This is a genomic window from Pseudomonas sp. URIL14HWK12:I5 (assembly GCF_900176445.1).
In the GTDB taxonomy this organism is placed as follows: domain Bacteria; phylum Pseudomonadota; class Gammaproteobacteria; order Pseudomonadales; family Pseudomonadaceae; genus Aquipseudomonas; species Aquipseudomonas monteilii.
Genome location: NZ_FWXQ01000012.1, coordinates 168,931 through 191,597, shown reverse-complemented (window position 1 = coordinate 191,597; position 22,667 = coordinate 168,931). Strand labels below are relative to the sequence as shown.

21 protein-coding genes and 2 riboswitches are annotated in these 22,667 nt (G+C 63.6%); of the genes, 15 read left to right on the top strand and 6 right to left on the bottom strand.

All coding sequences use genetic code 11. The features are described 5' to 3' along the window. Nucleotides 1-12: 12 nt before the first annotated feature. Nucleotides 13-1,212, bottom strand: coding sequence for a sugar transporter (locus B9A31_RS24720; RefSeq protein WP_019098440.1), 1,200 nt, complete (start codon nt 1,210-1,212; stop codon nt 13-15). A 205-nt stretch (nt 1,213-1,417) separates the two neighbouring features. Here B9A31_RS24720 and B9A31_RS24715 point away from each other — a divergent pair, with 205 nt between their 5' ends. Then, nucleotides 1,418-2,734, top strand: a complete 1,317-nt coding sequence (locus B9A31_RS24715; protein ID WP_019098439.1) for a PQQ-binding-like beta-propeller repeat protein — start codon at nt 1,418-1,420, stop codon at nt 2,732-2,734. A gap of 138 nt (nt 2,735-2,872) precedes the next feature. Here B9A31_RS24715 and calA read toward each other — a convergent pair whose 3' ends face one another. Continuing rightward, on the bottom strand, nt 2,873-3,925 hold the full coding sequence (calA, locus tag B9A31_RS24710) for a vanillin reductase (RefSeq protein ID WP_016714652.1): 1,053 nt from the start codon (nt 3,923-3,925) through the stop codon (nt 2,873-2,875). 181 nt (nt 3,926-4,106) lie between these two features. Between calA and B9A31_RS24705 the strand changes: the two genes are divergently transcribed. The 4 genes from B9A31_RS24705 to B9A31_RS24690 all read left to right on the top strand — a co-directional run bounded on the left by B9A31_RS24705 (nt 4,107) and on the right by B9A31_RS24690 (nt 9,129). Continuing rightward, complete coding sequence (locus B9A31_RS24705) at nt 4,107-5,012, top strand: AraC family transcriptional regulator (RefSeq protein ID WP_027609701.1); 906 nt, start codon at nt 4,107-4,109, stop codon at nt 5,010-5,012. A gap of 113 nt (nt 5,013-5,125) precedes the next feature. Then, nucleotides 5,126-5,632 carry a sigma-70 family RNA polymerase sigma factor gene (locus B9A31_RS24700; protein WP_019098436.1) on the top strand — a complete coding sequence of 169 codons (507 nt, stop codon included), beginning with the start codon at nt 5,126-5,128 and terminating at the stop codon, nt 5,630-5,632. Beyond that, nucleotides 5,629-6,603 (top strand): FecR family protein, encoded by a 975-nt coding sequence (locus B9A31_RS24695; RefSeq protein ID WP_084297485.1) that lies wholly within the window; start codon nt 5,629-5,631, stop codon nt 6,601-6,603. Before B9A31_RS24700 ends, B9A31_RS24695 begins: the two co-directional genes overlap by 4 nt. A 93-nt stretch (nt 6,604-6,696) precedes the next feature. Next, nucleotides 6,697-9,129 (top strand): TonB-dependent siderophore receptor, encoded by a 2,433-nt coding sequence (locus B9A31_RS24690; RefSeq protein WP_084297484.1) that lies wholly within the window; start codon nt 6,697-6,699, stop codon nt 9,127-9,129. On the opposite strand, the gene thpR is transcribed toward B9A31_RS24690, so the two are convergent. Next, the gene (gene thpR, locus B9A31_RS24685; protein WP_027609703.1) at nt 9,095-9,682 is read right to left on the bottom strand and encodes an RNA 2',3'-cyclic phosphodiesterase; all 588 of its coding nucleotides are present in this window, start codon (nt 9,680-9,682) and stop codon (nt 9,095-9,097) included. The two genes, B9A31_RS24690 and thpR, sit on opposite strands and share 35 nt — an antisense overlap. Before the next feature lie 158 nt (nt 9,683-9,840). On the opposite strand from thpR, the gene lpxO reads away from it, so the two are divergent. The 3 genes from lpxO to B9A31_RS24670 all read left to right on the top strand — a co-directional run bounded on the left by lpxO (nt 9,841) and on the right by B9A31_RS24670 (nt 11,921). Then, nucleotides 9,841-10,740 (top strand): lipid A hydroxylase LpxO, encoded by a 900-nt coding sequence (gene lpxO, locus B9A31_RS24680; protein WP_016714655.1) that lies wholly within the window; start codon nt 9,841-9,843, stop codon nt 10,738-10,740. 188 nt (nt 10,741-10,928) lie between these two features. Further along, nucleotides 10,929-11,273 (top strand): carboxymuconolactone decarboxylase family protein, encoded by a 345-nt coding sequence (locus tag B9A31_RS24675; protein WP_013973174.1) that lies wholly within the window; start codon nt 10,929-10,931, stop codon nt 11,271-11,273. 78 nt (nt 11,274-11,351) lie between these two features. After that, nucleotides 11,352-11,921: a GNAT family N-acetyltransferase gene (locus B9A31_RS24670; RefSeq protein ID WP_025754363.1), complete on the top strand. Its 570-nt coding sequence runs from the start codon at nt 11,352-11,354 to the stop codon at nt 11,919-11,921. A gap of 49 nt (nt 11,922-11,970) precedes the next feature. On the opposite strand, the gene B9A31_RS24665 is transcribed toward B9A31_RS24670, so the two are convergent. Continuing rightward, a complete protein-coding gene (locus B9A31_RS24665; RefSeq protein ID WP_016714657.1) occupies nt 11,971-12,717 on the bottom strand; it encodes an outer membrane beta-barrel protein in 747 nt (248 codons plus the stop codon). A 160-nt stretch (nt 12,718-12,877) separates the two neighbouring features. After that, a riboswitch (cobalamin riboswitch) is annotated at nt 12,878-13,086 on the top strand. 108 nt (nt 13,087-13,194) lie between these two features. Between B9A31_RS24665 and B9A31_RS24660 the strand changes: the two genes are divergently transcribed. From B9A31_RS24660 to B9A31_RS24630, 7 genes are all read left to right on the top strand, one after another. After that, the gene (locus B9A31_RS24660; RefSeq protein ID WP_025754364.1) at nt 13,195-15,321 is read left to right on the top strand and encodes a TonB-dependent receptor; all 2,127 of its coding nucleotides are present in this window, start codon (nt 13,195-13,197) and stop codon (nt 15,319-15,321) included. A 120-nt stretch (nt 15,322-15,441) separates the two neighbouring features. Next, on the top strand, nt 15,442-16,608 hold the full coding sequence (locus B9A31_RS24655) for a DUF1624 domain-containing protein (protein WP_025754365.1): 1,167 nt from the start codon (nt 15,442-15,444) through the stop codon (nt 16,606-16,608). Nucleotides 16,609-16,636: 28 nt separating this feature from the next. Continuing rightward, nucleotides 16,637-16,836, top strand: a riboswitch (cobalamin riboswitch). A gap of 109 nt (nt 16,837-16,945) precedes the next feature. Further along, nucleotides 16,946-17,956: an ABC transporter substrate-binding protein gene (locus tag B9A31_RS24650; RefSeq protein ID WP_019098430.1), complete on the top strand. Its 1,011-nt coding sequence runs from the start codon at nt 16,946-16,948 to the stop codon at nt 17,954-17,956. Further along, nucleotides 17,956-18,972 carry a FecCD family ABC transporter permease gene (locus tag B9A31_RS24645; RefSeq protein ID WP_025754366.1) on the top strand — a complete coding sequence of 339 codons (1,017 nt, stop codon included), beginning with the start codon at nt 17,956-17,958 and terminating at the stop codon, nt 18,970-18,972. Before B9A31_RS24650 ends, B9A31_RS24645 begins: the two co-directional genes overlap by 1 nt. Beyond that, the gene (locus B9A31_RS24640; protein WP_019098428.1) at nt 18,969-19,757 is read left to right on the top strand and encodes an ABC transporter ATP-binding protein; all 789 of its coding nucleotides are present in this window, start codon (nt 18,969-18,971) and stop codon (nt 19,755-19,757) included. The genes B9A31_RS24645 and B9A31_RS24640 overlap by 4 nt, the downstream gene beginning before the upstream one ends. 17 nt (nt 19,758-19,774) lie before the next feature. Further along, nucleotides 19,775-20,209: a pseudoazurin gene (locus tag B9A31_RS24635; protein WP_084297483.1), complete on the top strand. Its 435-nt coding sequence runs from the start codon at nt 19,775-19,777 to the stop codon at nt 20,207-20,209. Further along, entirely contained in the window at nt 20,206-21,543 is a 1,338-nt protein-coding gene (locus B9A31_RS24630) for an OprD family porin (protein WP_084297482.1), read from the top strand. Before B9A31_RS24635 ends, B9A31_RS24630 begins: the two co-directional genes overlap by 4 nt. Nucleotides 21,544-21,589: 46 nt before the next feature. On the opposite strand, the gene B9A31_RS24625 is transcribed toward B9A31_RS24630, so the two are convergent. Beyond that, the gene (locus tag B9A31_RS24625) at nt 21,590-21,913 is read right to left on the bottom strand and encodes a hypothetical protein (RefSeq protein WP_016714665.1); all 324 of its coding nucleotides are present in this window, start codon (nt 21,911-21,913) and stop codon (nt 21,590-21,592) included. Nucleotides 21,914-22,034: 121 nt separating this feature from the next. Next, complete coding sequence (locus B9A31_RS24620) at nt 22,035-22,532, bottom strand: GNAT family N-acetyltransferase (RefSeq protein WP_019098425.1); 498 nt, start codon at nt 22,530-22,532, stop codon at nt 22,035-22,037. Nucleotides 22,533-22,667 lie beyond the last annotated feature (135 nt).

The window sequence follows — 22,667 nt, the reverse complement described above, 5'->3', positions numbered from 1 at the left end:
GCCAGGCGCGGGTCAGTGCGCCAGTGCCTCGCGGAACCGTCGGGTGCTGGCAACCGCCAGCACCAGCCCGATGACTGCCACGCTACCGCCCACAAGGCCGATATCCGCCACGTCCATCTGGCTGCTGACGATACTGCCCAGCAGCGCACCACCACCAATACCGATGTTGTAGATGCCCGAAAACAACGCCATGGCCACATCGGTGGCGTCGGATGCCAGCTTCAACGTCTTCGACTGCAGCGACAAGCTGAAACTGAGAATCGCCACGCCCCAGAACATGCTCAGCGCAGCGAACGCATAGAAGTTGCCCGACAGCGGCAGCAACAACAGCAGGCACGCTGCCAACAGGCCGATCGACCCCACCAGGAAACCATGGGGGAAGCGGTCGCTGTAGCGGCTGAACAGCAACGAACCGAACACCCCGGCACCGCCAAACAGCAGCAGCAACAGCGTGGTGCGCTCACCGCCAATCTGCGCCACATGCAGCGCGAACGGCTCAATGTAGCTGTAGGCGGTGAACTGCGCCGTGATCACCAGCGTCACCAGCACATAGGTAATGACCAGCGCCGGGCGCTTGAACAGGATCGGCAGGCTGCGCAACGAGCCGGAGTTCTGGCTTGGCAGCAGCGGCAGCGATTTCATCAGGCACAGCATGGTGGCCAGCGCCACCCCGGCAATGCTCAGGAAGGTGATGCGCCAGCCCAGCGCCTCACCCACTACGCGGCCCAGCGGAATGCCCAGCACCATGGCCAGGGTGGTGCCGGTGGCCAGCAGGCCCAGCGCCTTGGCCTGCTGGCCCGGTGGTGCCACGCGCACCGCCAGCGAGGCAGTGATGGCCCAGAACACCGCATGCGCCAAGGCAATGCCGATACGGCTGACCAGCAGCATGGCAAAGCTCTGCGACAGCCACGACAACAAGTGGCTGACAATGAACACCAGGAACACGAGCAGCAACAAGCGCCGCCGTTCGACGTTACGGGTCAGCAGCATCATCGGCAGCGAGGCCAATGCCACCACCCAGGCATAGATGGTCAGCATCAGGCCGACCTGGGCGGTGCTCATGTCGAAGCTACGGCCAATGTCACTCAGCAGCGCCACCGGCACGAACTCGGTGGTGTTGAAGATGAAGGCTGCCAGGGCCAGGGCGATGACACTCAGCCAGCTGCCGCTGCCCGCCGTGGGTGGCTGGTGGGTGGGTATGGGTCCGTTCATGGGTGCAAACCGCTTCTCCGCAGACAAGGCAACAGATCGCACGCCAGCCACCCGCTTGCAGGGGCGCCAACGCACGCTTTGTTATTGATAGGAATGCCCGGCATGGTACGCGTCAAGCCGGAGCCTCACAACCGCGTGGCAGGCAGACGGAGTACCATGCGCGTTGTGTGTGAAACGCGAGTGCAACAAGGAGCCCGATCCGCTCATGGACAAGCAGCACCCCCAGCAGCAGTGGCAGCAGGCGGTCACCGCCTACGCCCAAGCCGTCAACGACTACGTCGCGCAGGGCCGTGCGCAAGGCTGGGATAACCTGAAAGAGCCACAGGCGCCAGCCACCGGGCACTTGCTGGACGCCTGGCTGGCTGCCCTGCAGGCCGCCAATCGCCCTGGCGTCGACGAACAACAGCACCGGGCGTTTCGCGAGGCCTGGCCACCCGCACACCACCCCTTGGTACCGTTGCTCGATGACCACGGCCAAGGGATCAGCAATGTCCTGCTGCTGGACGACGGCAGCCTGCTGGCCCGCATCGGCATGCCTTACGACAAGGGCCAGGTCGTGCGTATCGACCGCCATGAGGTGACACCGGTGATCGGCATCGAGCACTTCGGCCGCTGCCCTGCCCGCCGCTACTTCGCCCTGGCCAATGCCGAGGGCGTGCGCGTGACCGACGGCTGGGGTGGCCCGCAAGTACAGCGACTGGCATGGCCAAGTGGGCTGGAGGGGTTGCCGTCGGGGTACCCGTTCGAGCCGTTCGACCTGCCGCCCACGCCAACCGCGCTGATCCCCTTCCCCGATGGCCAGCGTGTGCTGCTGGTAAGCGCCGAAGGGATCTTCGTGCTGACCACTCAAGGTGCGACTCGCCTGCTGCCGCAACAAACGCGGGTGCTCGACGAGCTGGCCGAAGGCACCGACCCGGACGACATCAGCCTGGGGCTGAGCATGGCGCATGGCGCAGTGTCGGCGGATGGCCGGCTGATCGTGGTGGGCGAGCAAGGTACCCGTCACCGGGTGCTGGATGCCCAGCTCAGGCCGGTTGCCGAAATCGGCCCAGGCAGCGAGTACCCGCACTTTGCGTTGTTCAACCGCACGGATGACCAGTTGATCGTCAATGCCTGCCATTTCCATAGCGGTGCCACGCTGGCAGTGAAGGTGGCGGACTTGCCAGGGCTGGATACCGATTACTACAGCCAAGACCCGCGTACCCCGCTGGTGCAGGATGGCGCCAGGGTATATGCCGGGGTGGCGCGCGATGGGGAGTACATTGTGGGGGATGCCTATGGCTACCTGCGGGCGTTCGGCGAGGATGGCACCGAACATTGGCAGCATTACCTGGGGTCGACCATCAGTGCGATGGATATCAGCGCCGATGGACAAACGCTGGTGGCGGCGAGCCATGCGGGGGTTGTTTCGGTGATCGCGCTGGACAGCGGGCGGCCTGAATGGCAGATCGGCACCGGGGCGCATGGCGAGGTGCGGCGGTGGTTGTTCTGGAAGAGTTGGGACAAGGCGATGGTCTGGTAACAGCTACAGCCTCATTGCCTGTACTGGCCTTTTCGCGGGCTTGCCCGCTCCCACAGGGACCGCACAGACGTTGAAAACTGTGCAGTACCTGAGGGAGCGGGCAAGCCCGCGAAGAGGCCGGTACAGCCAACCGAATAATCAGCCCTGCAAAGTGGCCATGTCGATCACGAACCGGTACTTCACATCACCGGCAATCATCCGCTCGTACGCCTGGTTGATATTGCGAATATCCAGCATCTCGATATCGCAACGGATGTTGTGCTCGGCACAGAAGTCCAGCACTTCCTGAGTCTCGGCAATGCCCCCGATCAACGACCCCGCCAGCACCCGGCGCTTCATCACCAGGTTGGCCGCGTGCACCGCCGGGTCGATCGGTTCGATCAGGCCGACAAGAATGTGCACACCGTCGAACTTCAAGGTTTCAAGGTACGGGTTGAGGTCATGCTGCACCGGAATGGTGTCCAGCAGGAAATCGAACCGGCCGGCAGCGGCGCGCATCTGCTCGGCATCGGTGGACACGATCACGTGGTCGGCACCTTGGCGGCGGGCTTCTTCGGCCTTGGCCTGGGACCGGGTGAACAGCGTCACCTCGGCACCCAGGGCCTTGGCCAGCTTGATGCCCATGTGGCCAAGGCCACCCATACCGAGGATGCCGATTTTGTGGCCCGGGCCGACGCCGTGGTGCTTGAGCGGCGAATAGGTGGTGATACCGGCGCACAGGATAGGGGCCGCGCTGGGCAAGTCCATGCCGGCCGGAATGCGCACCACGAAGTGCTCGCTGACCACGATGCTGCTGGAGTAACCGCCCATGGTGTTGCTGCCGTCGACCCGGTCCGGGGTGGCGTAGGTCATGGTCGGGCCTTCCAGGCAATATTGCTCCAGGTCCTTGGCGCAGGCTTCACAGTGGCGGCACGAGTCGACCATGCAGCCGACGCCCACCAGGTCACCGACCTTGTGCGCAGTCACCTGGCCGCCCACCGCCGTGACGCGGCCGATGATTTCGTGGCCGGGCATCAGCGGGTACACGGCAATGCCCCATTCATTGCGCGCCTGGTGGATATCGGAATGGCACACGCCGCAGTAAAGGATTTCGATGGCGACATCGTCCGGGCGTGGGCTGCGGCGCTCGAAAGTGACAGGGGCCAGGGGGCTGGTGGGGGTTTGGGCGGCGTAACCGATGGCGGTATACATGCAGGGCCTCGCAGTAAAGTGAAACGATTCAGGCGGCGCATTTTGCGCGCTGTTTGCCGCCTGGCACACGGCTGATTCTCCGGCATGCATGCCTGATTCTCCGAAGATGCCAGCCAGCATCTGGCGCCAAACCCTCAATCTGCGATGATTAGGCTGTCCGATTCTCTGCTCCAGGTTCACCATGCAACTGACCCGCCACGTCGACGCCAACGCGCCGCTCTGCGCGCTGATCCGCAGCCTCGCCACGCACCCTGGCTTCGCCCCCACGCACCTGCCCCAGGTGCAGGTGCTGAGTTGGGACCATTATGTGGCCAGCAGCCCTCAGATCTACGAGCCCAGCCTGATGATCCTGGCCCAGGGCAGCAAGCTGGCGCGCCTGGGGCCGCGTACCCTGGAATATGGCGCCGGGCATTACCTGGTGCAGGCGTTGTCGGTCCCGTTCATGTGTGAAACCTTCGCCACCCGTGAAGCGCCCTTGCTGGGCGTGGCGGTAGACATCGACCGTGGCGTGCTGGGTGAACTGGTGCAGAGCATGGACCTGGCACCGGACGTTGCAGTGCAGGCACAAACCCCGCAATCGATGACCTCGGCAGCGCTGGATGCGCCGATGCGCGACAGTGTGGAGCGGCTGCTGCACTGCCTGCAGGACCCGCTGGATGCCAAAGTGCTGGGCCAGGCGCGCGTACGCGAAGTGCTGTACACCGCGCTGCGCGGCCCACAGGCCGGTGTGTTGCGGGCGCTGGTGGAGCAACAGGGGCACTTCGCCCGCATCGGCGCCGCCCTCGCCCACCTGCGCGCGCACTACAGCGAGCCGTTGAGCGTGGAAGCACTGGCTGCGCGGGCAAACATGAGCGTTTCGACCTTCCACGAACACTTCAAGCGCTGCACCGACATGGCACCGATGCAGTACCTCAAGCGCCTGCGGTTGTTAAAGGCGCAGCAGATGCTGATTGGCGAAGGCCTGGGGGTGGCGCAGGCCGCGCACCGGGTGGGCTACCAGAGCACCTCGCAGTTCAGCCGCGAGTACAAGCGCCAGTTCGACCGCAGCCCGGGGGATGAGTTGCCGTATCAGAGCTTGCCGGTGTAGCAGACCATTCCCGGATAGCGGCACGCTCGGTTCTGGGCGCTGCCCCATTGCGAGACAACGAACGACCCGGCTACTATTGAGAACGATTCACACTCACATGCGGATGCCAGGCGTTGGACAGCTCATCAACCCGTAAACTGGGCTTTTTCTTCAGCGACCACCATCGCTGGTTGCTCCAGCACATCCAGAAACGCCTGCGAAACCATGCTGACGCCGAGGACACCGCCGCCGAAACGTTCTGCCAGATGCTCGGCGCACGTGTCGACCCAGACAGCATTCAGCAACCTCGCGCCTACCTCACCATCATCGCCCGCCGGCTGATCTTCGACCGCCATCGCCGTCGCCAGCTCGAACACGCCTACCTGGAGCACTTGGCGCGGTTGCCGGAGGCTGTAGCACCATCGGTCGAGGAGCAACTGCTGCTGGTCGAGGCCCTGGTGGCCATCGACCAGGCACTGGACGGCTTGCCGGCAGTGGTCAAAGCCACCTTCCTGTATAGCCAGCTCGACGGCATGCACTACGCCGACATCGCCGCAAAACTGCAGATCAGCGAACGCTCTGTCAGCCGCTATATGAAACAGGCGCTGCGCCAATGTTACCTGTGCGAGGTGCAGGCGTGAGCCGGCCAGCCCTCGACCCGGTCAGCGAGCAAGCCATCGACTGGATGGTCGAGCTCAGGGCCGCCACGCCTGACGAAGCGCAACTGCAAAGGTTCAGTCTGTGGCTGCAGCAGGCCCCCGCTCACCAACAAGCCTGGAGCCGTCTGGAGCAACGCCTTGGCCATCCCCTGGCCGTGATGCACGCACTGGATCAACGGGCCCCTGGCCAAGCTGCAGAGGCGCGTCACTTGTTGATGCAGCCCACTCGCACACGGCGTGACGTACTCGGCGCCATGGCAAGCCTGGGGCTGTTCGGCGCGGCGCTTTGGGGGGGATGGCGCAGCGACACCACCCAAGGGTGGCTGGCCGACTTGCATACAGCCAGCGGTGAGCGACGTAGTTTTACCTTGGCCGACGGCAGCCGCCTGAGCCTGAACAGCGCCAGTGCGGTCGACGTGCAGTTCGATGCCGGGCAACGGCTTCTGGTGCTGCGCCACGGCGAGTTGCTGATCCAGGTTGCGCGCGATCCGCTGCGCCCCCTGCGGGTGCGAACCGCGCAAGGGCAAGTGCAGGCGTTAGGGACGCGTTTTCTGGTCAGCCAGGAAGAGGGCGCCACCCGGGTCGTGGTGCTGCAACACAGCGTCCGCGCCAGCTTGGCCAATGGGCAATGGACCGATCTGCAACAAGGGCAGGCGGCGCTGCTACGCAATCATTCCATCGAGCGGCTGGCGGGCGAACAACAGCAACGGGCGGCCTGGCTGGAGGGCCGCCTGGAGGTCCTCGACCAGCCTCTTCATGTGGTTGTCGATGCGCTGCGTCCCTATCAGCGCGGCTACATCCGGCTCGCCCCCGCGGCACGCGATCTGCGGGTACAAGGCGTATTCCCTCTGGATCAGCCACTACAAGCGTTGAAGGCATTGGCCGAGGCCCTGCCAATCAGCGTGGAGCATTACGGCCCGTGGTTGATGTTGATCGACCTGAAAAACGCTTGATAAAAATATTTCTAAAAATCATTCGCAATCGTGGCAAGTTTTTTTTGCTCGTCTCACATACCTCCTGACAGCCACTTCATTCGGGAGTAATCCGTGTACAACCCCTTGCCCCGCGCCCTGCCTCTGGTCGCTGCCCTGGCCAGCTTCAACGTGCTCGCCCAGCCGCAAAGCCAGATGTTCGACCTGCCAGCCGCCAGCCTGGCTCACACGCTCAACCGCATCGCCAGCCAAAGTGGCCACATCATTGCGCTGGAGCCTGAACTGGTGCGCGGCAAGCAGGCGCCTGCAGTGGTCGGCCGGATGAGTGCCGAGCAAGCCATGCAAGCCGCACTGGCCGGTAGCGGCTTGCAGTTGCGGGTATCTGGCGAAGGGCATTTCAGTGTGGCCCCTGCCAGCCTGGGCAGCGATGTCATGGAGCTGGGCAGCACCAGCATCACCGACAACTACGTGGATGCAACCAGCGAAGGCACAGTTTCCTATGCCGCCCGCGCTGTGACCCTCGGCAAAGGGACGCACACCCTCAAGGAAATTCCCCAGTCGGTTACCGTCATCACGCGCAAGCAACTGGATGACCAGGGCATCACCGACTTGCAGGATGCGCTCAACCACACCACGGGCATCGTCGGCGCACAGGGCATTGGCCCCGGCGTGGTCGTGACCTCGCGTGGTTTCCAGATTGATGACTGGCAATACGACGGCGTACCGATTCCGCGAAACAACTATTCGCTGGGGAACTGGGCAACCCAGGACCTGGTGTTCTTCGACCGGGTGGAAGTGCTGCGCGGTGCCTCGGGCCTCCTGCAAGGCACCGGCAGCCCAGGCGGGGCGATCAACCTGGTACGCAAGCGTGGCCAAACGGCGCCGACCGTTACGCTGACGGGCAAAGCGGGCTCCTGGGACCACTATGGCCTGCAACTGGATGCTGGCGGCCCGCTGACCGCCGACGGCCGGGTGCGCGGGCGGTTTGTGGCAGACGAAGACCAAAGTGACAGCTTCGTCGACTATGTCTGGAGCAAAAACCATTCGCTGTATGGTGCGCTGGACATCGACCTGAACGATGCGACCACAGTAGGCGGCGGTATCAGCTACAGCCGTCAACAGTCGCGGCCAATGCTGCGTGGCCTCCCACGTTACGCCAATGGCAAGCCCGTGGACCTGCCGCGATCGACCTACACCGGCGCCCGCTGGAGCCGTGCCGAAAACGACGTCACTACGTACTACCTGGACCTTGAACACCGCTTCAACGAGGACTGGACCTTCAAGGCCGCTGCCGTACGCATGGATGAAACCAATACATCCACCCACCAGCGGGTGCAAAGCACCGGCCAAGGCGTTGCGCCAGGCGGTAGCGGCATCACCTACGCCGACTGGCTCACTGACTTTCACTCGACCAAAGTGGGCTTGGACATGAACGTGGTGGGCCACTTCGATACAGGCCCCTTGGCCCATGAGATCACCGTGGGTGGCAACTATTCCAAACTGACCTCGGATGACGCCTACTGGCGCAACTTCGATGCAGGCGGCAACATCTTCGACATCGATCATGACCGCCCCGAGCCCAGCCGTGACAGCGTCTTCGATGGCGATCTCGCACGTTCCAACAGGGCTAGTTATGACATACGCCAGAAAGGCCTGTATGGCGCCTGGCGCGTCAAACCCACCCAGGACCTGACCGTGATCCTTGGCACGCGTGTGAGCTGGTTCGACTACAGCTGGGACTCGATCGACTTCAACAGCCTGACCGACCCGGGTACCCGCTACCCGACCAGCCGCATGACCGAAACGGGCCAAGTCACCCCTTATGCCGGCTTTGTCTACGACCTGACTCGCGAGTGGGCCTGGTACGCCAGCTACACCGACGTGTTCGTACCGCAGACCGAGCGCGCCGTTGGCAATGCGCCACTCAAGCCAGTGATCGGCAGCAACTACGAGACAGGCTTCAAGGGCGAACTGCTCGACGGCCGGGTCAACGCTTCGATCGCGCTGTTCCGTTACGACCAGGAAAACCGTGCCGTCACCGACGTAGCCTCAGGCTTCGCCTGCGATGATTGGTATTGCTCTACCGCCGCAGGCAAGGTACGCAGCCAGGGTGTCGAAGCCGAGATCAGCGGTGAAGTGCTGAGTGGCCTGCAACTGTTTGCCGGTTACACCTACAACACCACCAAGTTCCTCGATGACCCGGACGAAGAAGGCCGCACATTCAGCCAGTGGACGCCCAAGCACATGCTGCGCGCCTGGGCGGATTACACGCTGCCACTGGACGGCCAGCGCTGGAGCACTGGCCTGGGCTTCACCACCCAGAGCCATACCCTGGGCTACGAGCGCACCTACACCGTGCCTGGCTACACCGTGTGGAGCGCACGCCTGGCTTATCAGCTGACACCGGAAGTGAACGTTGCCGTCAACGCCAACAACCTGTTCGACAAGAAGTACTGGGTTGCAGGCTTCAATCAGCTCAATGGCAGCAACAACTATGGCGAGCCACGCAACTTCATGCTGACGGTAAAGTACACCCCGGAATTCTGACTCCGGGTCCGTCCGCCAGCGGCCACTGCGCCAAGGGCCAGTAAGCGCCCTTGCGCGACTCGTATAGCGTGAAATGGCGTGCCGCGAGGTAAAACTCCGGCGCGCTGCTGGCCTCGGGTGGCTGGCCGCGAAAATCCCTGGACAGCGTCAGGTGCGGGCGATACTCACGGCTGACTGCCTCCACCCCCAACGGCAGCAACGCCTGCTGCAACCCATACACCAGTTGCAACAGGGCCGGCGGTGTCTGGTGGGCCTCCAGCACCAAAGCGCTGGCCCGCTGCCACACCTGCAAGCGGTCGAGCAACAGCCGTGGCGCCGCAGCCGGCAGCGCCAGTTGATCGACCGCCGCACAGATCGCAGGCACCTGCGCGGCATCCACATCACCAAGAAACAGCAACGTGACGTGGAAGTTGGCCGCCGGCACCGGTTTGCCGCTGCGCAGGTTCAAACCCCGGCGCCACTGGGCCAGGGCACGGCGCTGTACATCGCTGACCGGCAGGGCGAAAAACAGCCGTTTGAAGGGGCTACCGCTGGGTCGTGCATCCTGAACCATACAAACTCCCGAACATGAAACGTTTGCGCAAGACTGTAGGGCATTACACCAATGTCGCCCCGTCGTTTCGTAACAATAAGTACAAACTGCCCCCATGATTGTTTATGCTGGCTGGCTTATGCCATGGCGCATGGCCATTTTTCGACAAGTAAACGTCCATGAAAATTGCACTCGTACTCATCTTCGTCCTCTCGATCGCCTATGTTCACCTGCGCGGTCGGGTTCGTCACAAGCTGACCCGCCAGCTGGGCGACCACTCCAGCTTCCTGGCCCCGGTCAACAGCTTCCTGTACCTGTTTTCCAAGCTCCCGGCCAAGCCTTACTTGCCGGTCGAGGCCTTCCCCGAACTGAAGCCGCTGCAAGACCACTGGCAGGAAATCCGTGAAGAGGGCCGCCAGTTGCTGCATGTGGGCGAAATCAAAAAATCCGAAAATTACGATGACGTCGGTTTCAACTCGTTCTTCAAAACCGGCTGGAAGCGCTTTTACCTGAAGTGGTATGGCGAAAGCCACCCATCGGCGATGGCCCTGTGCCCACGTACCACCGAGCTGCTGCAAGGCATCGGCACGGTCAAGGCCGCCATGTTCGCCACCCTGCCGCCGGGCGCCAAGCTGGTGCGCCACCGTGACCCGTATGCCGGCTCGTACCGCTATCACCTGGGCCTGGATACGCCAAACGACGACGGTTGCTACATCGACGTGGACGGCGAGAAGTACTCGTGGCGCGACGGTGAGGGGGTGATCTTCGACGAAACCTACATTCACTACGCGGCCAATACCACCGAACACAACCGCATCATCCTGTTCTGTGACGTCGAGCGCCCGCTCAAGTACCGCTGGGCAACGGCGTTCAACCGCTGGTTCAGCCGCAACGTCATGGCCGCCGCCGCCGCGCCCAACGGTGACGGCGACAAGACCGGTGGGATCAACCGGCTGTTCACCCGCATCTACAAGATCCGCGAGCGCGGCAAGGCACTGAAAAAGCGCAACCGCATGCGCTACTACCTGGAAAAATGGGCCGTGGTCGCGGCGTTGGTGCTGGTGTTCATCTACATCTGACCGATGTGGGAGCGGGCTTGCCCCGCGAACACCGGCGAAGCCGGTGCCATGTTCCGCGCAGCCTCCTTCGCGGGACAAGCCCGCTCCCACAAACAGCTCAGCAAACACCCACCAAAGTACAAGCCTCACACTTGCCACACTTCGACTAGCCTGAAAGCTCCACTCGCAACCCCCCCAAGGTGAAGACGATGAGCATGATGGACTGGGACGCCTACCGTAAGCAGTTGATGGCCGGCATCGGCGATCTCAAGCAACTCTCCCCCGACACCGTGGCCGGCTACATGACCGCCAGCGGTGCGGGGGCCAAGACCAACCACCTGGACGCCAAGACCCGCGAGCTGATCTCTCTGGCGGTGGCCGTGACCACCCGCTGCGACGGCTGCATCGCCGTGCATTCACAGCAGGCGGTCAAGCATGGCGCCAGCCGCGAGGAAATTGCCGAGGCGCTGGGCGTGGCCGTGGCGATGAATGCCGGTGCCGCGCTGGTTTACTCGGCGCGGGCCATGGATGCTGTCGGCAAGGCCAACGGCTGAGCACAAACGGCGCCGCCGCCCTTGCGCGACGGCGCCGCGCGACCCAGACTGGACGGCTTAGCCCGCGCAGGAACCCGCATGATCCACATTCGCCCCATGACGCCCGACGATTTCGACCGTTTCTGGCCCACCTTCCAGGCCATTGTCCAGGCCCGTGAAACCTATGCCTTCGAGCCTGCCCTGAGCTTCGAACAAGCCCGCCAGTTGTGGCTGGAACTGCCCTTGCACACGCTGCTGGCCGAAGAAGATGGCAAGCTGCTGGGTTCGTATTACCTCAAGGCCAATGCTGCCGGGCCTGGTGCGCATGTGGGCAATTGCGGCTACATGGTCTGCGAACAGGCGCGTGGCCGTGGCGTGGCGCGTCTGATGTGCGAGCACTCGCAGAAGCTGGCACGCCAGGAGGGCTTTCTGGCCCTGCAGTTCAACTCGGTGGTGGCCAGCAATGAAGTGGCCGTGGCGCTGTGGCACAAACTGGGCTTCGAGACCGTTGGCCGCTTGCCCAAGGCCTATCGCCATGCCCGCCTGGGGCTGGTGGACTGCCTGGTGATGTACAAATGGCTGGCGGACGAGCCGGTGGTGGAGAAGCCGCCATTGCTGATCGGGCGCAAGAACATCGAGGCACGGGTGTCGCGCCGTCGCGGACGCTGATGTTCTTGAGCAGGCCCGCGCAGCGGTCGGGCCTGCCAAGCGCTCAGCTTCAGAAAGCCAAGCCTACCTTCACACCAAACTCGTCACGCTTGAGCTTGGTGTTGTCTGCTACTGGGGAGTCTTCATCCAGCTTGTATTCGGTGCGGGTGTAGTAAACCCCGGCCTGTACCGGCATACCGCCTTGCTGATTCATCAGCAACGTCACCTCGGCATACGGGTTGGTGCGGTCTTTCAGGTCGACCGTGTCGCTGCCAAAGTCATCCACCTTCAGCCGCGCGCGGCCGTCCAGGGTATGTCGCGCGCCCACTTCCACCCGCAGTGTCGAGGCGTCGAACTGATGGTTGTAGCCCAGCGCTGCCTTGGCAAAGGGCGACTTCACGGTGAGCTTGGTATCAAGGTCGTTGATTTCCGGCTCGAAGCGCGACCAGCTGTAGCCGCCGCCCACAGTCACGTCGACAAAGTTGCGAGCGTCCAACGCCGCACGCCAGCCAAGATCAAGATCGGCCTGAGCCTCCTTGAGCTTGTTGTCGTTCTTTTTGCCGAATTTGGCCTCGGCGCCGAGTTGGTAGATGAAACCAGATTCGGCTGTCAGCTTGTTGCCGAATGTGGCGAACACGCCGCCTTGGCCCATGTGTTCCTTGTCGCTTTCACTGCCACCTTCAAACTTGAACTTGTCGTAGGCGCCCTGCAGACCGATTGTGAACAACGGATCGGTGCTGGGCGCGGCGGTGGCAGCCAGCGGCGCGGCGATCAGGGCGAGCAGGCAGGAGTGGCGCAACAGTTGACGAGCAGGCATGCGGGAAGTCTCCATGACTTGATAACGAAAGGCTAACGTGCGGTTCGAGACAAACGCCGCCAAAAAAGTTCGAAAAAAAATCAGTAAAAACGTGCAACCTTGTGATTTATCGCGGCATTCATGGCGTACCAACATTTGACGCCCCGGCGTTTCAATGGTCAGATGCGCGCCAGTTTCAGGTGCCCTGTACCGCCGCGTGCAGGGTGAAACGGGAAGCCGGTGCGTCGTATCGACCACGACAAGTCCGGCGCTGCCCCCGCAACGGTAAGCGAGCGAACCCTTCGACATACCACTGTGCTCAGGCATGGGAAGGTGAAGGTTTCATGCCCCTCGCAAGCCCGGAGACCGGCCTGAAGCTTCACTTGGCAACCCGCGGTGGGCGGGCGCAGGCCGGTATCCGTGCGCGCGCCTGCCTGCACGGTGCGCCTTTGCGTGTTTTCCACCGGGATCCATTCATTCCTGCAGCAGTGGAACGACATGTCCCGTATGTTCAAGCTTCACCCCCTGGCGGCCTGCCTGGCCGTCGCCCTGCCAGCCCTGGCCGATGACCAGGACCGACAACCCCTGGCCCTGCCCACCACGGCCATTACCGACACCCTCGACAACCACGCTATCGACCTGGTCACGCCGACCCAGGCCGGCTCGCGCCTTGGCCTCAACGCCCTGGAGACGCCGGCCAGCACCAGTAGCATCAGCACCGAGCAGATCCAGCAGCGCAACAACCTCACGGTGCAGGACGCCGTGACCCGTTCGCCGGGCATCACCTTCGTCGGCTCCCCGGGCGACGGCGGCACGGGCCTTTCTGCTCGCGGCTTTGCCGGGCACAGCTCGGTGATGACCCTGTTCGACGGCGCACGGCTGTACACCGGTGCCGGCACCCAGACCTTCCCGGTCGACCCGTGGATGGTCGAGCGCATCGACGTGATTCGCGGCCCGGCTTCGGTGCTGCATGGCGAGGGCGCCACCGGTGCGGTGGTCAACGTAATCCCGAAAAAGCCGTTTGCCGGCGAAGTGCGTAACCACCTGCGCCTGGGTTACGGTTCGTGGGACCGCCAGCAGCTCGGCCTGGACAGCGGTGGCAGCCTCAGCGAACGCCTGAGCTACCGCCTGACCCTGAACCAACAAGGGGGCAATGGCTGGGTCGACCGCACCCCTTCGCGCAGCCTGGCCCTGAGCGCCGCGCTGCGTTTCGATGCCAGCGACGACCTCAGTTTCACCCTCGCCCACGACCGTGGCGATGCGCAACCCGCCAACTACTACGGCACGCCACTGATCGATGGCCACTACCGCAGCAGCCTGCGCAAAAAAAACTACAACGTGCAGAACGACGTGCAGCACTACGTCGATGAATGGACCCGGCTGAACACCGACTGGACGCTGAACGACCACCTCAGCGCCAGCAACCAGCTGTACTACATCAAGAGCCGCCGCCACTGGCGCAACGCCGAAGACTACAGCTGGGACGCCGAACGCCAGCAGTTGCAACGCGGCAGCTACCTGGAGATCAAGCACAACCAGGAGCAGTTCGGCGACCGCCAGACCTTCACCTTCGACCACACCCTGTTCGGCCTGGCCAGCAAGACCGTGGTCGGCGCCGAGTACAACAAGGTGCGTTTCAACGTTGACAGCAATGCCCCCTACAACGATGTGGGCGGCGACTACATCCACCCGTGGCAGCCGCACCCTGGGTGGTTCCACAGCGCCTCGCCCCTGCGCCCGCAAACCTTGTCCACCACCCACACCTTTGCCTTGTTCGCCGAGAACCGCCTGCAGCTGAGCGATCGGTTGTCGTTGGTCACGGGCGTGCGCCGCGACCAGAACCACATCGACCGCGACAACCTGATCGATGGCAGCCGCAGCGACCACAGCCTGCAAGGCGGCAACTGGCGCGCCGGCCTGGTGTATGCGTTTACCGACGACCTGTCGCTGTACGGCCAGTACTCCACCAGCGAGGACGGGGTGAACAATCTCATCAGCCTCAGCCCGGCCCAGATGCACTATGAGCTGACCGAAGCGAAGCAGACCGAGGTGGGCCTGAAGCAACGCTTCTGGGACGGTCGCGGTGAATGGACGTTGGCGGCCTACCACATCGTCAAGAAGAAGCTGCTGGTGGACGACCCGATCACCCACGAGAAGCAGCAGGCCGGGCAGCAGACGTCCGATGGCCTGGAAGCGACCCTGGAACTGGCGCTGGCGCATCAATGGCAGGTGTCGGCGAACGCGTCGCTGGTGCGCGCCAAGTATGATGACTTTGACGAAATGGTCGGTGGAGCAGCGCAGGACCGTGCGGGCAATCGGCCGGCCAATGTGCCACGGCGTACTGCCAACCTGTGGCTGAGCAAAGGCTTCGGGCAGCAAGTGGAGGCCGGCATTGGTGCGCGTTATGTGGATGAGCGCTTTGCCAATACTGCCAATACCCAGAGCGCGCCTGGGTACACCGTGGTCGATGCCAACGTCGCCTGGCAGGTGCTGCCGGATGTGCGGCTGGGGTTGCAGTTGAACAACCTGTTCGACCGGGAGTATGTGCAGTCGGCGTTCAGTGGGCAGCAGTGGTTGATGGGGATGCCACGGTCGTATTTTGCGACGGTGGATTACAGCTTCTGATTGAGTTGCCTGTGCCCGCGAAGAAGCCGGAGCAGGCAACACAAAAACCTCTACCAACCGCTGACCAATTAGTTATAAGATAACGTTTCACATGACATTCATTCCTATCAGCGACCCTCCATGACAAGCGCCAGCGCCACCCCCACCCTGCTCACCCAGCGCCTGCAGAGCATCGACGCCCTGCGCGGCCTGGTGATCCTGTTCATGCTCCTGGATCACGTCCGCGAAACCTTCTTCCTGCACCGTCAGGTTAGCGACCCGATGGCCATCGACACCACCGAGCCGTCGCTCTTCATCAGCCGCACGCTGGCCCACCTCTGTGCGCCGGTGTTCGTCCTGCTGACCGGCCTGTCGGCCTGGCTGTACGGCGAAAAGCATCAGGGCCGTGGCGATGTGTCGGCGTTCCTGTTCAAACGCGGGCTGTTTCTGGTGGCGCTGGAGTTCACCCTGGTCAACTTCGCCTGGACCTTTCAGCTGCCGCCCAGCGTCATCTACCTGCAAGTCATCTGGGCCATTGGCATCAGCATGATCGCCCTGTCGCTGCTGGTATGGCTGCCACGCGCCGCCCTGCTCGCCCTGGGCGCAGCCATCGTCGCCGGCCACAACCTGCTCGATGGCCTGCACTTCGGCGTGGAATCGGCCTTGCATGTGCCGTGGGCGATCCTGCATGACCGTGGTTGGCTGGCGTTTTCCGACACCCTGCGCCTGCGCACGTCCTACCCGGTGCTGCCGTGGATCGGCGTCATCGCCCTGGGCTACGGCCTAGGCCCGTGGTTCGCCCGTGGCAGCGAGGCCGACCAGCGTCAGCACCGCCTGCTGCTGACCGGGCTGGTCGCGTTGCTGGGCTTTGCCGTGTTGCGTATGTTCAACGGCTATGGCGAGGCGCCCTGGAGCGGCTACCCAACCTTCACGCAAACCCTGATGAGCTTCTTCAACATCACCAAATACCCGCCGTCACTGCTGTTCCTGGCCCTGACCCTGGGCTGCGGCCTGCTGTTGCTGCGCGCCTTCGAACGCGCCGGCCAGGCCCGCTGGATCAGCGTGCTGGCGGTGTTTGGCGCTGCGCCGATGTTCTTCTACCTGCTGCACCTGTACGTGCTGAAGCTGCTGTACCTGGCCAGCGTGGCGCTGTTCGGCCTCAACCATGGCGACTATTTCGGTTTCGAGGGCATCGCCGCCGTGTGGCTGAGCGCCATCCTGCTGGCCGCGTCGCTGTACCTGCCGGTGCGCAAGTTCGCCCGCCTGAAAGCGCGCCGTCGCGACATCACCTGGCTGAAGTACTTCTGAAAAGCGTTTTCACCCGGCGGCGTGATGGTCTACCATGCGGGCCGCCGGTTTCCACCACGGAATTAATAGGGAATCCCAGGCCCGCCAACACGGGCCAAACGGAACTGCCCCCGCAACTGTAGGTGCCGAGCCTGCTCCATCGATGCCACTGGGCGTAACTGCCCGGGAAGGCTGGAGCCTGGCCATGACGCACCAGTCAGGAGACCTGCCGGCCTACCTATACCAACCGGCGGGGTGTCCGGGATTGGCCATCCGTGTTGCCCCTGCCAACGGCGGGGCGCGGCGATGCCTGTCCGTGCGTTCCTCACCCGAACTGTCCGATAGGAGATCGCCCAGCATGCTGCCCCGTTTCGCCACCCTGCTCGCCGGCCTCGGCCTCACTGGCCTGGCCCAGGCCGCCGCCACCCATTACCCGCTTACAGTCGAGAATTGCGGCAGGCCGCAGACATTCGCCCAGGCGCCGCAACGCGCCGTCACCATCGGCCAGGCCGGCACTGAAATGCTCTACGCACTGGGCCTGGGTGACAAACTGGCGGGCACCTCGTTGTGGTTCAACAACGTACTGCCCGAATACAAGGAGCAGAACGACAAAGTGCCGCGCCTGGCTGACAACGACCCGAGCTTCGAGGCCGTCGTAGGCAAGCGCCCGCAACTGGTGGCGGTACAGTTCGAATGGATGGTCGGCGCACAGGGTGTGGTCGGCACCCGCGAACAGTTCGACGAACTGCAGATACCCACCTACCTGCTGCCTTCGGACTGCGAAGGCAAGGACAACCTGGTCGGCGCCGACGGTACTCGCCTGCAAGCGTTCCAGGTAGGCAGCATCTACAAGAGCGTCAGCCAACTGGCCGAGATCTTCGATGTGCAAGACCGCGGCACTGCCCTGAATGCCGAGCTCAAAGGCCGCCTGGACAGCGCCAAGGCACAACTGGCGGGCAAGGACCTGTCCGCCACCTCGGCACTGTTCTGGTTCTCCAGCGCCGACCTCGACATCGACCCGTACGTGGCCGGCCGCCAAGGCGTCGCCGACTTCATGCTGCGCACCCTGGGCGTGCGCAACGTGGTCGAGTCCACGGAGGAATGGCCCACCGTAGGCTGGGAAACCTTGGCCAAGGCCAACCCCACCTGGCTGATCATCGCGCGCATGGACCGTCGCCGCTTCCCCGCCGACGACTACCAGAAAAAGCTCGAATTCCTGCGTAACGACCCGGTTACCCGCAACATGGACGCGGTAAAGCATGACCGCATCATCATCCTCGACGCCGATGCCATGCAGGCCGGCATCCGCCTTTTCAGCGGCCTGCAGACGTTGTCTGCAGCCTTTGCCAGCGGTAAAGCAGCCCAGTGATGATTCGCCTGTTACCTTGCATCGCGGTCGCCCTTGCAGCCCTGCTGGCCGCCTTGCTGGCCGGCACCGCCATTGGCGAAACCAACCTGTCGCCCCGTGTGGTTGGCCAGGTGCTGGCCAACCACCTGTGGCAGGCCGGCTACCCGGTCGACCCGATCGACGCCGGCATCGTCTGGAATTACCGCCTTACCCGCACCCTGGTCGCCGCTGCTTGCGGTGCCGGCCTGGCGACGTGTGGCGTGATCCTCCAGGCGCTGTTGCGCAACCCCTTGGCCGAGCCTTATCTGCTGGGGTTGTCTGCCGGCGCCTCGACCGGGGCGGTGCTGGTCGGCCTGCTGGGGCTGGGTGGCCTGGCATTGAGCATGTCCGCCGGGGCGTTCATCGGCGCACTGGCCGCATTCACCCTTGTACTGGTACTGGCCCGCGCGGCCGGCCCCGGCAACAACAACGCCCAGGTCATCCTTGCCGGCATTGCCGGCTCACAACTGTTCAACGCGCTAACTGCCTTTCTGATTACCAAGTCGGCCACTGCCGAACAGGCACGCGGCATCCTGTTCTGGCTGATGGGCAACCTCAGCGGGGTGCGTTGGCCATCGGTGTGGCTGGCCGTGCCGGTGGCACTGTTCGGCCTGGTGGTGTGCCTGTTGCACCGCCGCGCGCTGGATGCTTTTACATTCGGCGCCGATTCGGCTGCTTCGCTGGGCATCCCGGTGCGGCGCACTCAGCTACTGCTGATCAGCTGCGCGGCGCTGGTGACGGCGGTCATGGTGTCCATCGTCGGTGCCATCGGTTTTGTTGGGCTGGTGATTCCCCACGCCCTGCGCCTGCTGCTCGGCCCCGGGCACAGCCGCCTGCTGCCAGCCAGCGCACTGGGCGGCGCGCTGTTCCTGATTACCGCCGACGTGCTTTCACGCACCTTGATTGCGGGCCAGGTGATCCCTGTGGGGGTGGTCACCGCACTGATCGGGGCACCGGTCTTCGCGCTGATTCTGGTCAGCCGCCGGGGGCGCTCATGACCGTCATGACCGCTGTACAGATTTCGCCCCTGAGTTGCCAGGGCCTGGGGTTGCAACTGGCCGGCAATACCGTGCTCAGCGGTATCGAGCTGAACGTTGTCGCGGGCGAAACGCTCGGCATTGTCGGCCCTAACGGCTCAGGCAAGTCTTCGCTGCTCAAGTTGCTGGCCGGGCTGCGCAAGCCGGCCAGCGGCAGCGTGCAACTGTTGGGTGAACCACTGGCACAGCTGCCCCGCCGCCGTGTGGCGCAGGCCCTGGCACTGGTCGAACAACAGGCCGACACCCTCGATGCAATCCGCGTGTTCGATGCCGTGGCCTTGGGCCGTACACCTTGGCTCTCGGCACTGGCACCGTTCTCGCAAGTGGACCGCGCCATCGTCGAGCAGGCGCTGGCTGACCTCGACGCCCTGCACCTGCGCACACGGCTTTGGGGCTCATTGTCCGGTGGCGAGCGCCAGCGCGTGCACATCGCCCGCGCCCTGGCGCAACGGCCACAAGTACTCCTGCTGGACGAGCCGACCAACCACCTGGACATCCAGCACCAGCTGAGCCTGCTGCAACAGGTCCAGGCCCTGCCGGTCACCACATTGGTAGCGCTGCACGACCTCAACCAGGCACTCACCTGTGACCGCGTGGCCGTACTCGACAAAGGGCACCTGGTCGCCCTGGGCAACCCCTTTGAAGTGCTCACCCCCGAGCGCCTGCTGAACACCTTCGGCGTTCACGCCCATTACCTTACCGACCCCTTCGACGGCGCGCGCATCCTGCGCTTTCGCGCCCCCTGAACCAGGAAGTTCTACCGATGCCGCTGCGTCCTCTCGCCTTGCTGCTTGCCAGCACCCTGCTCGCCCCGGCCGCGCTGGCCGACGTGCACGAAGTGAAAATGCTCAACCGTGGCAGCGAAGGCGCGATGGTTTACGAGCCGGACCACTTGCGCATCGCGCCCGGCGACACCGTGCGCTTCCTGCCCACCCAGAACGGGCACAATGCGGCCAGCGTGGCAGGCCTGCTGCCCACCGGGGCCAAGCCCTTCAAGAGCAAGCTGAACCAGCCGTTCGAACAAACCTTCAGCGTGCCGGGCGTGTACGGCATCCAGTGTATTCCGCACCTGGCGATGGGCATGGTGATGGTCATCCAGGTCGGTGACGCATCGGCTCCCGAACTGCCCGCCAACTTGCCGGCCCGGGCCAAGGCCCGCTTTGCTGCCCAGGTGCAGAAGCTTGAGGCCGTGCAATGAGCCGGTTGTTGTTGGCGCTGCCACTGCTGGGGCTGGCGCCGTTCGCCCAGGCCGACTCTGCACAGTCGCAAAGCAACGGTTTTGTGGAGGATGGCAGCTGGAGCATCCTCAACCGCAGCGTGTTCGACCAGCGCGACTACACGCATGGCGGGCGCAACAGTTCCGCGCGCAATGCCTACAAACCACGCAGCGAACGCAGTGGCAAGGCTGAAGAATGGGCCTACGGTTTGATGGGCACCTTCCAGTCTGGCTTTACCCAAGGCCTGGTGGGTGTCGGCGTCGATGCCCACGCCTACCTGGGCGTGCAACTCGACAGTGGCGGCGGGCGTGCGGGCAAAGCGCGCTTGCTGGGGGTCGATAACGACGGGCACCCAAAGAACGAGTACAGCCGCGCAGGTGCGGCATTGAAACTGCGCATGGCCAATACCGTGTTGGCCTACGGTGAGCAGCGGGTCAAGACCCCGGTGTTCAGCTCTTCCGACAGCCGCCTGTTACCCGAAACCGCCACCGGTTTCTTCCTTACCAGCAACGACTTCGACACGCTCAAGCTGGTGGCCGGGCACTTCAACGAGAGCAGCGACCGCAATGCCACAAGCCACGATCAGGGCTTTGTGGTGAACTACTCCAATAGCAAACAGGGCAACAGCTTCGACCTGGCCGGCGTGGTCTGGAACCCGGGCGCCAGCTTCAGCGGCAGCCTCTATACCTCGCGCTACGAGGACAGCTGGAACCAGCATTACCTGGGCAGCACCCTCAGCCATGTGCTGGATAACCGCCGCAGCGTCAGCCTGGACCTCAACCTGTACCGCACCACCGACACCGGCAAGGCGCTGTCCGGGCGTATCGACAACACCACCTGGAGCCTGGTCTCGCGTTACAACCAAGGGCCGCACGGGTTCAGCCTGGGCTGGCAGCAAGTGGACGGAAATACGCCCTTCGACTACGTCACGCGGGGTGCGATCTTCATTGCCAACGCGGTGCAGATGTCGGACTTCAACGCACCGAACGAGAAGTCATGGCAGGCACGCTATGACCTGAACTTGGGGGCCTATGGGGTGCCAGGGCTGAACCTGACGGCGCTGTACGTGCGCGGGTTCGATATCGACGGCACGCATGTCGACCCGACTGGCGGGTATGCGTACCTGGGATATGGCAAGGGTGGCAAACATTGGGAACGCGACCTGGAGGCGCGGTATGTGGTGCAGAGTGGCAAGGCCAAGGGCACCACGTTCTCGCTGCGACATAACGTGCACCGGGGGAACACGGCGCAGGCCGAGCTGGATGGTGACCAGATACGCCTCGCGGTGGAGTGGCCGTTGTCGGGTGGGTTCTGATGGCTGCATTGCCTGAATCGGGGCTGCCGGGCAGCCCCAGGTTCTGTCAGGCAACCGTGCCGGCAGCAGGCAGCAAGCCCCACTCCGCCCGTTCTTGCACACTCATCGTCGCCAATACCTCGGCAAACGTCTGCTCAAGCTCCGAACTGACATTGCCAAATACCCGGTAATTGGTCAGCAGGTAGCGCTTCACCGTCCTCGGCCAGCGCCGTTCCTTGTGCGCCGCATTGATGATGCCTTTGGCATCATGCCGCGTCGCGCCACGCCACAAGTCCATCAACCTGTTCTCGAAATCGCCGAAGGTCCACAAGTCGCTGCGGTCCTCGAACTCGTCCAGCAGTTTAAGTTTGTACAGGGCCATGTGTGGCATCGTGAGTCTCCCTCAGTGCAGTGAAAAAGCCTTGCATGAGGGAAGGTAAGCAAGCCGGGCAGCCCTGAAAATGAACGCGTCGATCACGCCGAAAAGGCCGTTGTAGGCGCTTTCCCACAAATCAGCGCAGCCGCAGCTGCATGTGCGTGGTCTGCCAGACCGGGTCTTGCTCCACGTCCACCACCGCAAACCCATGCCGCTCCCAGAACGCAATCGCCCCCGGGAGAAACGGATGCGTATGCAGGTACAGGCAGTCGATACCTGCCTGCACCGCCTGCTCGCGCAATGCACTGAACAACGCGCCCGCCAGACCCTGCCTGCGATAGGCCGGCAGCACGAACAGGCGCACCACCTCCACTACTCGCTCAGCGTGATAGTCAAGCTGGGCAAAACGATGGTCATAGGGCACATAGCCGATCACGGCGACCAGCCGACCGTCATCGCGGGCTTCAAGAAAGCAGCCCGCGCCGTCCAGGTAGGTTTCGGCAAAGTGCGCAAGGTCGTGCGGCAAGGGTGCCGCGACAAGCATCGGGAACAGCTCGCGGCGAGCGCTTTCGACAAACGCCACGACTTCGGCAATGGCGACGCGCGCGACAGGTTGCAGGGTCCGGTTTGGCATGGGGCTGCTGGCAATGGTTGGAGGGCTGGGTTCTACACCAGCGTGCCGATCAAGGCAAATAACGGGGCTCGTCGCGGCTATGCGGACATCGGTATAATCGGCAGTCTTCACTGCCAGACCAGACCAGGCCATGCC